Here is a 13,954-nt window from a genome sequence, read left to right on the forward strand (position 1 = left end):
GCGCAAACAGTGTTGACTCTACGATATGAACAAACTTGTTCCATTGTACGGCTTTTTAGTGGTATACACGCACGCAAGAGGAATTTATAGTAGATTAATTTTGTTACTTAGCATACAAAAAGGGAGCCAACCTTTCGATTGACTCCCGAAATTTAGCTAACCAGTTTTAGCTTTAAGAGCTTAAAACTACTCGTTATCGCCAGCGGTTGCAGCGGTAGCGGTGACAGCGCCTGGCTTGTCGGTCTTAACGCCTGGCCATACCCAATCGGTGTAGTCTGGGTGATCAAGACCCTTGTCGACTGCATACTGGAAGGCTTCGAGGCGGAAGTCCTCGAGCTTCTTGATTTCGTCGGCATACTTAGCGGCATCAACCATGCGCAAAGCTTCAGCGGTAAGCTCGTAACGATCCATGTCGTTCACGCGAACCATGTCGTATGGCGTGGTGGTGGAGCCCTGCTCCTTGTAGCCATGGACGTTGAAGTTGTCGTGGTTTGGACGATCGTAAATCAAGCCGCGAACGTCATGTGCATAGGAGTGGTAAGCGAAGAGGACTGGCTTGTCAGCAGTGAAGAGATCAGTGAACTCTTCGTCAGTCAAAGCTTCGTTGTTTTCCTTAGCGGACTGCAACTTGAGCAAGTCAACAACGTTAACAACCTTGAACTTAACGCCAAGCTTGTTCAACTTGTCGGCAGCAGCCATCAATTCCTGCTGTGGAACATCGCCAACACCAGCGAGAACAACCTGAACTTCGTCATTGTTCTTAGCGTTGGAAGCCCACTTCCACTCAGCAGCACCCTTCTCGAGCTCTTCGCGAGCTTCGTCAAGAGTCAACCAAGTAGCAGCTGGCTGCTTACCAGCGAAGATAGCGTTAATCATGTTGGTGGACTTGTAAGCCTTTTCAGCAACAGCAAGCAACATGTTGGAATCTACTGGGAAGTAGATGCCGATTACGTGATCGTTGTTGAAGGTCTTGTTCAAGAGCACGGAGGTTACGCCTGGATCCTGGTGCGAGAAGCCGTTGTGATCCTGACGCCATACGTGAGAGGATACCAACAAGTTCACAGAGGAGATTGGCTTACGCCATGGGATCTCACGAACGGTAGCCTCAAGCCACTTTGCGTGCTGGTTCAACATGGAGTCGATAACGTGTACGAAGGACTCGTAGGAGCTCCAGATGCCGTGACGACCGGTGAGCAAGTAACCCTCAATGAAGCCTTCCATCTGATGCTCGGAAAGCTGCTCGGTGACCTGGCCGGTAACAGCCATGTGCTCATCGACTAAGCCAGAAAGGTAGCCAGCATCCCACTGCTTGTTGGTTACTTCATAAGCAGCCTGCAAACGGTTGGAAGCAGTCTCATCTGGTCCGAAGATACGGAAGGAATCTGGGTTGTTCTTGATGATGTCACGAGTGTAGACACCAAGACGACGGGTAGCTTCGAGCTGACCCCAGCCGTGACCGAATTCCTTAACTTCCTTGACTTCGTAATCCTCAAGCTTTGGAAGCTTCAAGTCTTCACGAATACGACCGCCGTTGGCGTTTGGATTCTCACCAATACGGAGTTCGCCCTTTGGCATGAAGGAAAGAACGTCTTCCTTCACAGCGCCCTTTTCATCGAAGAGCTCTTCAGGCCTGTAGGACTTCATCCAGTTCTTCAAAACCTCGAAGTGAGCTTCGGTGTCGCGAGCAGATGCCAGTGGCACCTGGTGTGCACGCCAAGAACCTTCGGTCTTCTTGCCGTCGATGAACTTCGGGCAGGTCCAACCCTTTGGAGTGCGGAAGATAATCATTGGGTAGTAAGGGCGAGTTACATCGTTAGTCTGAGCCTCAGCCTTAATATCGCAAATCTCATCGAAGATAGTTTCGAACATGTCGGCGAAGCGACGGTGGATGGACATGTGATCCTCATCGTCGAAGCCAGCAACGAACTCGTATGGCTCGTAGCCCATGCCGTGGAAGAACTCATGAAGCTCTTCGTCAGAAATACGGGAAAGGATAGTTGGGTTAGCAATCTTATAGCCATTCAAGTGCAAGATTGGAAGAACGATACCGTCGGTACGTGGGTTCACAAGCTTGTTGGACTGCCAACCGGTGGCCAAAGGACCAGTTTCAGCTTCACCATCGCCGACGATTGCTGGAACGAACAAGCTTGGGTTGTTCATAACAGCGCCGTAAGCGTGGGAAAGTGCATAACCAAGCTCGCCACCTTCGTGGATGGAACCTGGTGTCTCAGGAGCGAAGTGAGAAGGAATGCCGCCTGGATAAGAGAACTGACGGAAGAACTTCTGCAAACCAGCTTCGTCCTTTGTAATCTTTGGATAGTACTCAGTGTAAGTACCGTCGAGGTAGGACTGAGCAGTACCAGCTGGGCCGCCGTGGCCTGGACCCATGATAATCACGGTGTTCTGCTGGTGATCAGCGATGAAGCGGTTGATGTGGCCGATAAGGAAGTTCAGGCCTGGGGTGGTGCCCCAGTGGCCCACCAGACGATGCTTAACATCTTCGCGAGTGAACGGCTCCTTCATTAGAGGGTTGCTACGAAGATAAATTTGGCCAATTGCAAGATAGTTGGCAACGCGCCAGTACTTGTCTACGCCTTCGATAGCCGCCTCGGAAACTGGAGCGTTAAGCTTCTTCCAAGGTGTGCCAATAACAGGACTCGTCATGTGTACTCCTGTACTCAAGCACTTTTCAGTGCAACTTGATCATTACCATTTGGTTATAGAGTCTGGAAAACAAATGTATTACAGCTCTTTTTCCATCCGTTTCATTATAGTGCCAGCGTCTGACTTTTGTTCGTTTGGTTACTTCTTCGTGCATTTATGTTGAAAAAATGTGTGATTATGTGCGTAAAAAATGAGCCATTTGTATAGATTATGTTATATTTATTGTTCATTTTTGCTTCGCTGCTTTATTTTTGTGCAAAAAATATATCAACATTCTGTACTGCAATAAAAATATCAATGTAACTTTTATGCCCAATTTCGGCGTTTTGTAGCTATGTAACGTCTCAAAGCTTCACTATTATGAGTTGAATCGTATTAGAACCTATATATAAGGAGAATCATGGCAAAAGGACCAGTGCTTGTCGTTGATTTTGGCGCTCAATACGCTCAGCTTATTGCTCGTCGAGTGCGAGAAGCTAACGTGTATTCAGAACTTGTTCCTCACTCTATGCCAGTTGATGAAATGCTTGCTAAGGATCCTCAAGCCATCATTCTTTCAGGAGGACCAGCTTCTGTATATGAACCAGGTGCTCCTGATATTGATCCAAAGATTTTTGAAGCAGGTGTACCAGTTCTCGGTATTTGCTACGGATTCCAAGTAATGGCTCATGAACTCGGTGGGGATGTAGATAAAGCTGCCCTTGGTGAGTATGGTAAGACTGCTGCCACTATTGACGATGCCGAGGGCTTACTTGCTAATTCTCCTGTTGAGCAAAATACTTGGATGAGCCATGGTGTTGCTGTTAAGCGCGCTCCAGAGGGTTTTACAGTTCTGGCTCATACCGAAGGTGCTCCAGTTGCTGCAATGCAAGACGAAAGTCGCAAACTTTATGGTGTGCAATGGCATCCTGAAGTGAAGCACACTCCGTTAGGACAGGAACTTATTTCTACTTTCTTGCACGAATGTGCAGGTCTTGGAAATAATTGGAATCCTTCAAATATTATTGAAGATCAAGTTGCGAAGATTCGCGCCGAAGTTGGGGATGCGCAAGTTATTTGTGGTCTTTCTGGTGGTGTCGATTCCGCTGTTGCTGCAGCGTTGGTACATAAGGCAATTGGAGATCAGCTTACTTGCGTATTTGTTGATCATGGTCTTCTTCGTAAAGGCGAAGTTGAGCAGGTTAAGCATGATTTTGTTGAAGCTACTGGCATTAAGCTAATCGCAGTTGATGCTGAAGATGATTTCTTGGATGCGCTTAAAGGTGTAAGCGAACCAGAGCGTAAGCGCAAGATTATTGGTGAAAAGTTCATTCGCACTTTTGAAAAAGCTCAGCGTCAGGTTATTGAAGAAGCTGGTAAAACTGGAGCAGAAGTTAAATTCCTAGTACAGGGCACTCTCTACCCGGATGTCGTGGAATCTGGCGGCGGTGACGGTGCTGCAAATATTAAGTCGCATCACAATGTTGGTGGTTTGCCAAAGGATTTGAAGTTTAAGCTTATTGAACCTTTGCGCACGCTGTTTAAGGATGAAGTTCGCGCTATTGGTACTGAGCTTGGTCTTCCAGACGAAATTGTGTGGCGTCAGCCTTTCCCAGGTCCTGGCTTAGGTATTCGCATTGTTGGCGAAATTACTCGTGAACGTTTAGCTGTGCTTCGCGAAGCAGACGCCATTGCGCGCGAAGAGCTTTCTAAAGCTGGATTGGATCGTGACATTTGGCAATGCCCAGTTGTATTGCTTGCTGACGTTCATTCTGTTGGTGTTCAGGGTGATGAGCGTACGTATGGTTCGCCGATTGTACTTCGTCCAGTAAGCTCTGAGGATGCTATGACTGCTGATTGGTCTCGCGTTCCTTACGATGTGTTGGCAAAGATTTCTACTCGAATCACAAACGAATGCCGTCAAATTAATCGCGTTGTGCTCGACGTAACTTCTAAGCCACCTGCCACGATTGAGTGGGAGTGACAGTTTTTGATGAGAATTATCGACTAAAATATAAGCATATGTTTATACAGTAAAACATATGCTTATTTTCATTAAAAACTGTAATAATTACTGTTTTTTATAAAGCACTTCGTGAAAATGGAGTGCTTTTTTCTGTATATCGGTGTGTCGAATTTTCTAAAAACAGGTAAATTTTCGAATTTTATCGATATTTAATGAATATTTTAGTAATAAATAAGGTTATTTTAATTATTTATAATGCTTAAAAGATATAATGAATCTGACATGAAACAACAGTATGAGCTGTAACAGTAGTTGTTGGCTGGGTGTAAAAACTACTGCTCGTAGTAGCTCTTACTACTTTGCTTCATTGCGGAACCGTGAATTTTGTAAGTGTAGTTTTACTGTGCTACGAAACTAATCGTGTATCTCGAATAGTTTCGCCTACGGTATCGTTTGCGAAGTTTGTAAGATATTTTGCCGCCAATAATTGCGTAATCCGCTCAAACTATATCGATTAATATGGTAAGGAGAGTTACGTGGACGGTATTCTGTCTGTACTGCTCGATATTTTCAGACAGCCATCTGTTATAGTTGCGCTTATTTCTTTTATTGGGCTTGCAGTGCAAAGAAAGAGATTCTCGGATATTTTGCAAGGATCAATCCGTACTCTTGTCGGTTTTCTTGTTTTAGCAGCTGGTTCTGGAGTTATTACTGAAGCTTTGAACCCATTTGGCAAAATGTTCCAATACGCATTTCATGTGCAAGGCGTAGTTCCGAATAATGAAGCAATTATTGGAACTGTTTTATTGAAGTATGGCTCTGAATCTGCGCTTATTTTCTTCTTTGGAATGATTGTTAATATTATTCTTTCTATTACTTCTCGTTTTAAATTTATATATTTAACGGGTCACGTAGCTTTCTATATGGCAAGTATGCTTGCAGTTATATTTAATGTTGCAGGATTTAGCATGTGGGAAGTTCTTTTATGGGGCGCAATTGCTCAAGGATTGTTTACAACAATTTCTCCAGCACTGGTGCAGCCGTTTATGAAAAAGCTTCAGGCAAAGATGATGTTGCTTTAGGCCATCCTGCTGGTACTGGTGTTGCTTTAGGTGCGTTAATTGCAAAAATTACTGCTTCAAAAAAGCGTCCTTCTAAGTCAACTGAGGATATTAAATTCCCAGCAGCATTGGGATTCTTGCGTGATACAACAGTTCTTATCACGCTTTCTATGACTGTTATTTATATAGTAGTGGCACTTTTTGCTGGATCTTCGTATGTCGAAACACATTTATCTAATGGTCAAAACTCCATTGTTTTCGTTATGTTGAAGGCTGCAACTTTTGCTGCAGGTGTTTATATTATTCTTGCAGGCGTGCAGATTGTTCTTGACGAAATTGTTCCAGCTTTTAAGGGAATATCGGAAAAGCTTGTTAAAAATGCTCGTCCTGCTTTAGATGCACCAATGACTTTTGGCTTTGCTCCTAATGCTGTTCTTATTGGTTTCTTAGCTAGTTTCTTTGGCGGTTTGCTTGGAATGACGCTTATGGCGATTTTGGGAACGACAATTATTATTCCTGGAATTGTTGCGCATTTCATGGCTGGTGGTGCTGCAGGAGTATTCGGTAATGGTCAAGGTGGAATACGTGGTTGCTTGACTGCATCATTTATTAATGGTCTTTTTATTACTTTCCTTCCGTTGTTCCTTTTGCCAGTGCTTGGCGATTTGGGAAGCGCAAATTCTACATATTCTGATGCGGATTATGGCGTATTTGGCGTAATACTTGGTTACGTAAATATTGTTGGCGGCCGTACTGTTCTAATTTCTGTAGTACTTATTGCGCTAATATTGTTCTACTCTGTCTCAATATTTATGAATAAACGCGATTCTAATAATTTTGAAAAAGTTGAAGAAATAAAATAAGTAAGGAAAATAAAAACACAACTAAATAATTGTGTAGACATATAAAAATTAAAAATTTTTTACTCATTTCTTATTTATTTGTACATTTTATTGTATGACTGGTAGGATAACAGAGTTATTAGTTTTGCATGAGCCGTTGTTACTACGCTGTGTTTTACACAAACTAGTATCAACGGCTTTTCATGTTATCGTTTAGCTAGGGGAGAGTGATAATGGTCGAAGGTGTTCCTAAATACATTGCTGTGCGAGATAATCTTCGCGCTCGCATTGATTCTATGGAAGCAAACGAACAATTGCCTCCCGAAATTGAATTGTGCAAGCAGTACAACGTTAGTCGCATTACGTTGAGGCATGCTGTAGACACACTTATTGCAGAAGGCTTGTTAGTGCGTGAGCAGGGTAGAGGAACATTCCGTGCGCCTGAAATTATTAATAGTCGTAATAAAGTGTTTATTTCGGATCGTGCGCAAGGTTTTTACGAGCAAAGGTATTCAAGCGACTCTGTTATTACAATAAAAGTTTTAGAAAATGATGTTGTTCATGATGAAGATGCTGCTGCGCAATTAGGCTTAAAGCCAACGGATGAGCTTATTTGCCTAAAGCGTTTACGATATGTAGACGGTGTGCTTTCACGCTACAGCGTTCTGTATTTACCTGCTTCGCGTTTTCCAAAGGTGTTGACTCATGATTTTTCAGAGGAATCTTTATCTGATTTCTTGAATAAAGCATATGCTGTTGAGCTTGTTGAAAGCGAAGTGTCAGTTTATGTTGAAAAACTGTGTGGCAGACTTGCTATAATACTTAATCTTGAAGATGGCACTCCTGCAATTGCAGCTAAATCAACAGTAAAAGATAAGTTTGGTGCGATTATTGCTTTTGGTGCTGCTATATATACGCCAAATTCTGGTGAGATTACTTTCCATTTGCACGGTAACGATTAATGAATAATTATTAATATTTAGCAAGTAATAATAATTAATTTACAATCTGCGCAAGTTGTGCATGATTTGTAGTACTTATTTGTAATATAGCGTAGCTTCTTGCTGCGCTATTTTTTCTTACGCTATATTTTGCGGGTTTGCGTTTTGTTTTCTTGCAAATTTGGTTTTACAAAACAAAAAAGTCTTGCTGATTTCTCAGCAAGACTTGTTCGTGTCCGGAGCGGGACTTGAACCCGCACGCCTGTACAAATAGGCACTAGCACCTCAAGCTAGCGCGTCTACCATTCCGCCACCCGGACAGGTGCTTTAGGCAACAGATAAGACTATAACACCTTTTCGCGCTCTTTGCTTCGGCGTGTTGAAAAAATTATCGTTTTTTGGCGATATTTATGTGCTAATGGTTCGTTTCTTCATATTACGTTGTTGTGAACTTTAAAATTTCCTTTGCTATCCGGTTGAAAATCAACGATATGTACTGTTTTTTGCTCTATATTGCCTTCAATATCAGCAAAAGAATGTTGTGGTAATTGTGTAGTGTCATGATTTGGATAATCTTGTCTGAAGAACGATCCCCGTGATTCATGGCGAGATAATGAAGCTTGTAATACAACTTGTGCTAGTGTCACCATATGTTGAATTTCCCATATTGCGATAAGTTCTTGATTAAAAACTAAGTTTTTGCTGTGAGGATGTAGTACATGCATACGGGGAATAATTGAAGTTTGTATACTGCGTAGTGCATTAACAATCGATTGTTTATTACAGGATATTGCGACTGCATCTTCCATAATTTGCCCTAACAATGTAAATAAGGCATATGGATTATCATCGTCTTTGAGTGGTGTTGCAGTATGACTGTTGCTAGTATCAGTCGTACCATTATTCACCTGTGCTAACATGTTCGGTTCTATAAATTGATGTATTTCGCTCTTGCGTTGTTGATACAAATGCTCTAGCACAGCATTGTTATTCGTGTTTGTGGTATTACCGCTATTGTGATTATTAATATCCATCAAAGCTTTAATCATGCTGATCCCTGCACGTTTTCCGAAAAGACAGGCATCAAGTAATGAATTTCCTCCTAAGCGATTGGCTCCGTGTACGCCGACGCATGAGCATTCTCCAGCAGCATATAATCCATGAACAATATGTTGAGTGTTATGATGCCACTGGTACACTTCTCCGTTGAGTGTGATAGGTATGCCCCCCATAGTGTAATGAGCAGTGGGTCGAATAGGAATAAAATCATGAGTTGGATCGAGATGAGCATATTGTTCAATGGTTTCTACAACTTGTGGCAAAACCTCGTGCATATGCCTGTTACTGATATGTGTCATATCAAGCCATACGCAATCGTGCAATGAATCTTGTTGTTGTGTATTCGTTGGATCGGGTACGCCTCGATTTTCACGAATTTCTTGCGCTATTGCACGCGATACAATATCTCGAGGTGCTAAGTCTGCATGCATTGCATCATAATTTTTCATAAATGCAACACCCTGTGCATTTCTTAATACACCGCCTTCAGAGCGTGCAGCCTCCGACAGCAATATGCCTGTGTGTGCAAGACCTGTCGGATGGAATTGTATAAACTCACAATCTTCAAGTTGTAATCCTGCTTTTAACGCTAATGTCATGCCATCGCCTGTTAAATCCCATGAATTGGATGTAGTAGCGAAAAGTCTTCCTGCTCCACCTGTAGCGATGAGAACTGTGCGAGTGCACATTTTGCGTAATTTGCCTGTAGTGAGATCAAAAGCGAGTATGCCTTCAATTGTTTGATCAGCATGATTGATGGCAATATCTGTTATATAACAATCTTCAGCAAACGTAATGTGTTCAGCAACGCATTGTTGCCACAAACTGTATAAAATTTGGTGCCCTATGCGATCTGCAGCAAAAGCTGCTCGTGGAACTGGTTGTTTGCCAAAATGTGCAGTATGCCCGCCAAAACGACGCTGGTTAATATGCCCATCTTGTGTGCGAGAAAACGCGACACCATTATGTTCAAGTTCAATAATCGTTTGTGGTGCTTCTTTTGCAAGAAGTTTAGCCGCATCTTGGTCGCTTAGCCAATCTCCTCCGTGAACAGTGTCATAGTAATGCCACTGCCAAGTATCATTTTCAATATTACCTAAACTGGCAGCGATACCACCTTCTGCAGAGCCTGTATGTGATCGCAATGCAGGTATTTTAGAAATTACTAAAAGTGATGGTGTCTTGCCATGCTTCTTCATTTCCAAATATTCAGTAGATTGGACTAATCCTAGTGCTGCTGAAAGCCCTGCAGCTCCTGCGCCGATAATAATTGCATCATAATGTTCATTTCTTGTTGTTGAATTTTGAAGAATGTTTTTTTCTGGCGATGGGGCGTTTAATGATGGAGGAGTGTTCTTTTGTGTAGACTCGTTAATTTCTGATTGCATACTTTTATTTTCTCATAACTATTATTTTGTGCTACGAGTGTTATATGACTTTTTGCTGTGCGAGCACTATATTTTCACCTTGATAAGCAATCGTTCCTCCTAATTCTAACAGTGCAATAGATCCAGATACCTCTGCAATGGATGGAATAATTTTGGGTTCTTTAGTTGCATATGATGATGCGATAATGGTGTAAATGTTGTCGATATTTGTAGGTTTACGTTTGCGTTTACAAGTGGAAATTGCTTCAAGAATCTGCTGTTGCAATGCATCACAATCGGAAGGCATGATGAAAGTTGATACTATTTGTTGTTGTGTATGAGTGGTGCTATTTTTCTGCAGTTGATTCATATTGTTATTAGACGTATTATTCGTTTGATATTGAGATGATGTGTAAGCTACATAATGGTGAGATTGTGGGAATAATATATTAATGTCTTGTTGTGAGCACACCATTATTGCTTGAGAATCATGAATAAGTTTATTGCACCCAGCGTGATGAGGATGCGTAATATCACCAGGAATTGCGTACAATTCGCGGTTTAAATCTGTTGCCCAACTAGCGGTATTTAAAGCTCCGGATTGTAATCGTGCTTGAGCTACTAAAATTTTTGAAGATAATGCTGCAATAATACGGTTGCGTAGTAGAAAACGATGTCCTACGGGGGTAGTGTCAGGGCATAGTTCACTAATACAAGCGCCGTTATTGGCGATAATTTGTTGGAAGAGCTGCGTGTTGCTTTGTGGTCCCATATGATTTAATCCCCCTGCAAAAACTGCAATAGTTTTGCCGATAGGTTTATTTGTTGCTGCGCATTGAAAAGCTGCAAGTGCACCCCAATGTGCTGCTGCATCAATGCCGTACGCGCCTCCAGAGACAACAGTATGACCTTTTGCAGCACAATCGTATGCAAACTGATAAGCGAGTTCTCTACCATAATCAGTGCAAGATCGAGAGCCAACAATAGCGAGAGGGTTGTGACATTGAGTAAGAGCTTGTGGGTCTCCCATACCCCATAAGCATAGTGGTGGTGCAAAATGGCTATGTAATGCTATATCTTGCAATTGTTTTGGCCAGTATTTACTGTTGGGTGCAATAATCCATTGTTTTCCGCCAGAAGTGAACCATTGGCATAGTGATTCATTATTCCACGTTGGTAAATGCAATAAGCGAACGCACCATTTTGAAATAGAATTATGTAATACTCCTAAAGATTTAGACACATTATCGTTGTGATATCCCCATGCTGTTAGTCCCTTGTTAAAATAATTTTCTAAAATTGAAAGATCTTTATGTTTCTTTATGAAACTTACCATTGTAGATACTAATTCTTGATTTTTGTTACGCTTTCTAGAGTTAAAAGTTTTAGAATTAGTATCGTTTTCTTGAGCTGCTACTTCACTAATAATTGGAAGTTGCATTTGCTGCGCTGAGTCTGTTAATTGTTGTTCTGTATAATTTTTTACCATTGTTCTCAATACTGCAACAATTTCTTTAGCGCTTTGAGACCCTAATAGTAGCGTGTACATAATTGCATCTGCGCCTTCAAGACAGAATGTAAGTATTGCACGAGATATTGTTTCTTCATTTGGTGCAAGATCGTTCAATGCGTTAATAGTGTTGTTTGTGTTGTTTATATTCATATTCTTGTCCTTAAACTAATAGCTTGAGCAATATCTGTCATATTGGGAGAAGTGTGTCCATAAAGATCGGCGAGTGTCCAGGCAAGGCGTAATGCGCGATCAGCTCCGCGCAAGCTTAATTGATGCTTTTCTAATGCTTGATTAATAAGTCCTACTGCTTGCTGCGATGTGTATTTGCGCAGCCATGTTCCTGAAGCTTGTGCATTGCAATCCCACCCTTGTTTTGCAAAACGATCGCGCGCAATTTGACGTGCCACTATTACGTTATGTCGCATCATGTTACTTGTAAGAGATGTGCCTGAACTTGTATTCTGAGCGTTATTTTGCTGCAGATTCGGCATAATAATGCGCTCTACAGGGGGCACATCCATTTGAATATCGATTCTGTCAAGAATGGGACCAGATAATCTAGAAAAATATCGCGTTCGTTCACGCTCTTTACAAGTGCAGCGTTCGCCGTTTCCATACGCGTATCCGCATGGACAAGGATTTGCAGCAATAACAAGTTGGAATTTAGCAGGATATAAAGTAGTTCCCTTTGAGCGTGAAATGGCAATATATCCAGATTCCAATGGTTCTCTTAATGTTTGTAATACTCTTGGAGAAAATTCTGGTGCTTCATCCATGAAGAGTACTCCGCAATGTGCGCGAGTAATAATTCCTGGCTTTGCAACTCCTGTGCCTCCTCCAATAAGTGAGGCAGCAGAAGCAGTATGGTGTGGTGCTTCAAACGGTGGTATGTCACTAATTCCATAGTAAGGAAGTGTGCCACAAAGTGAACGGATTGATGCAACTTCAAGCTGCTCTTGTTCATTTAGAGGACACATAATACTTGGTAAGCGAGAAGCAAGCATAGTTTTTCCAGAGCCAGGAGGGCCAATCATCATCACATGATGTCCTCCAGCAGCAGCAACCTGTAGAGCCCACTTAGTGTGCTCTTGCCCAATAACTTCAGCCATGTCGCCAATCTCATATTTTGAATCAACTTGTAGAGGAGACACGTTTTCTTCACGCATTGATAGCGTTGTGCAATTTTCGTTCTTATCGTTACTGTTGTTGTGTTCGCGAATTTGCATATGCTGGTAAGCGGGATCTTCTTCAATAAGTTTGAGTGATTCTTCCCGCAATGTGCCATGTAGCTGTGTTATCAGGTCAAGAATATGGTGGATGCCGATAGTTTCGATTCCTTCTACGAGCTGTGCTTCTGCCAGATTTTCTTGAGGTATAATTATGCGTTTGAACTTCATCTTTTTCGCGTATAGCGCAATAGGCAGCATTCCTTGAATTGGTAATACTGTGCCATCAAGGTTTAGTTCACCTAAAATAACTGTGTTTTCCAACTCCGGGAGTGGAATGTATTTTTCTGCACTTAAAATACTCGCTGCAATAGCAAGATCATAAGATGCTCCACTTTTAGGCATTGAAGCAGGGGATAAGTTTACTGTTACCCTTCCTTCTGGCCATTTGCAATGCAGTGCAAAATGTGCTGATTTAACGCGCTCTCTAGCCTCACTTAATGAAGTGTCTGGTAGTCCGACAATAGAAAAGTTTGGCATATTCCCGGATATAAATGCTTGCAGTTGAATAGTAAAAGCTTTAAGACCAATAAGTCCGATTGATGTTGCATTTCCAATATGCATTAGAATGCTCCTTGAACATGTGTGAATTGAATTGATGAATTATCTTCAATTTCTTCCAAAGCTTGCAATTCATATGCAGAATCTGGGTAAGTGTATTTGTTAATAACAAGAATTGATACAGCGTCAAATTGAATACGGTAGTGAGGTATGTTACTTCCGAATTCTTCTAGCCACTTCATTCCTGTTGTGCGTAATTTGCTACGTTTTTCTTGAGTAATTGCTTCAAGTGGAGTGCCGCAACGTATACTTCTTCGAGTTTTTACTTCCACAAATGCCAATTTTTGTTCTGGAGTAATCATCACTAAATCTAGCTCTCCATTGCGGCAATGCCAGTTTCGGTCAATAACGTGCCACCCTTTTTGCATAAGTCGCAAAGCGGCGTATGTCTCTCCAAGTCTTCCCAACTCTTTACTTTCAAGAGAATCATCTTGAAGTTCGTCAGACACTTGTTCAAGTTTTTCTTGCAAAAATACTTGAGCAGTTTCAGCGTTGTCAATCTCGTCAAACGAGATAATTTCATCGTCAATAATATGTTTTTGTGTAATCATGCTGCTATTTTCTGTGCTTATTGAGCAGTAATCCAGATTTTTTGAGCATTGTGGATAAAAGCTATATACGGCGTGTTGTATTAGAAATTCACTATATTTTCTGTATTTTTCTAAAACAAATTTCGCTATTTTTTGCAAACTGTTAATTCGTTATAGCTAATTTTGATAACCGCAGGTATGTACGAATGAACCATAGTGGCATATTGTCGTTATCACTTAAATAA

At 41.7% G+C, this 13,954-nt stretch carries 7 protein-coding genes, 1 tRNA gene and 1 pseudogene; 3 read left to right on the plus strand and 6 right to left on the minus strand.

From position 1 onward, the window contains the following. Positions 1–186 precede the first annotated feature (186 nt). Entirely contained in the window at positions 187–2,664 is a 2,478-nt protein-coding gene (locus tag HXT28_RS02055) for a phosphoketolase (RefSeq protein WP_422113592.1), read from the minus strand. Positions 2,665–3,064: 400 nt separating this feature from the next. Between HXT28_RS02055 and guaA the strand changes: the two genes are divergently transcribed. The 3 genes and pseudogenes from guaA (at position 3,065) to HXT28_RS02070 (ending at position 7,474) form a co-directional block, all read left to right on the plus strand. After that, the gene (gene guaA, locus HXT28_RS02060; protein ID WP_422113593.1) at positions 3,065–4,627 is read left to right on the plus strand and encodes a glutamine-hydrolyzing GMP synthase; all 1,563 of its coding nucleotides are present in this window, start codon (positions 3,065–3,067) and stop codon (positions 4,625–4,627) included. A gap of 518 nt (positions 4,628–5,145) precedes the next feature. Beyond that, positions 5,146–6,533: pseudogene (locus HXT28_RS02065) on the plus strand (PTS ascorbate transporter subunit IIC). Between the two features lie 212 nt (positions 6,534–6,745). Then, the gene (locus HXT28_RS02070; RefSeq protein WP_016637198.1) at positions 6,746–7,474 is read left to right on the plus strand and encodes a GntR family transcriptional regulator; all 729 of its coding nucleotides are present in this window, start codon (positions 6,746–6,748) and stop codon (positions 7,472–7,474) included. A 212-nt stretch (positions 7,475–7,686) separates the two neighbouring features. On the opposite strand, the gene HXT28_RS02075 is transcribed toward HXT28_RS02070, so the two are convergent. The 5 genes from HXT28_RS02075 to HXT28_RS02095 form a co-directional block, all read right to left on the minus strand. Then, positions 7,687–7,773, minus strand: a tRNA-Leu gene (locus HXT28_RS02075). A gap of 111 nt (positions 7,774–7,884) precedes the next feature. Further along, positions 7,885–9,900, minus strand: a complete 2,016-nt coding sequence (locus tag HXT28_RS02080) for an FAD-binding protein (protein WP_422113594.1) — start codon at positions 9,898–9,900, stop codon at positions 7,885–7,887. Between the two features lie 40 nt (positions 9,901–9,940). Continuing rightward, positions 9,941–11,542, minus strand: a complete 1,602-nt coding sequence (gene dprA / locus HXT28_RS02085; protein WP_422113595.1) for a DNA-processing protein DprA — start codon at positions 11,540–11,542, stop codon at positions 9,941–9,943. Then, positions 11,539–13,182: a YifB family Mg chelatase-like AAA ATPase gene (locus HXT28_RS02090; protein WP_016637201.1), complete on the minus strand. Its 1,644-nt coding sequence runs from the start codon at positions 13,180–13,182 to the stop codon at positions 11,539–11,541. Before HXT28_RS02090 ends, dprA begins: the two co-directional genes overlap by 4 nt. After that, positions 13,182–13,730 (minus strand): YraN family protein, encoded by a 549-nt coding sequence (locus HXT28_RS02095; protein ID WP_422113596.1) that lies wholly within the window; start codon positions 13,728–13,730, stop codon positions 13,182–13,184. Before HXT28_RS02095 ends, HXT28_RS02090 begins: the two co-directional genes overlap by 1 nt. Positions 13,731–13,954 lie beyond the last annotated feature (224 nt).

The sequence above is a fragment of the Gardnerella washingtoni genome, assembly GCF_049262705.1.
GTDB classification, from domain to species: Bacteria; Actinomycetota; Actinomycetes; order Actinomycetales; family Bifidobacteriaceae; genus Bifidobacterium; species Bifidobacterium vaginale_D.

Coding starts and splice junctions, on each gene's coding strand:
- HXT28_RS02055 (WP_422113592.1), bottom strand. CDS start 2,664: ATGACGAGTCCTGTTATTGGCACACCTTGGAAGAAGCTTAACGCTCCA.
- guaA (WP_422113593.1), top strand. CDS start 3,065: ATGGCAAAAGGACCAGTGCTTGTCGTTGATTTTGGCGCTCAATACGCT.
- HXT28_RS02070 (WP_016637198.1), top strand. CDS start 6,746: ATGGTCGAAGGTGTTCCTAAATACATTGCTGTGCGAGATAATCTTCGC.
- HXT28_RS02080 (WP_422113594.1), bottom strand. CDS start 9,900: ATGCAATCAGAAATTAACGAGTCTACACAAAAGAACACTCCTCCATCA.
- dprA (WP_422113595.1), bottom strand. CDS start 11,542: ATGAATATAAACAACACAAACAACACTATTAACGCATTGAACGATCTT.
- HXT28_RS02090 (WP_016637201.1), bottom strand. CDS start 13,182: ATGCATATTGGAAATGCAACATCAATCGGACTTATTGGTCTTAAAGCT.
- HXT28_RS02095 (WP_422113596.1), bottom strand. CDS start 13,730: ATGATTACACAAAAACATATTATTGACGATGAAATTATCTCGTTTGAC.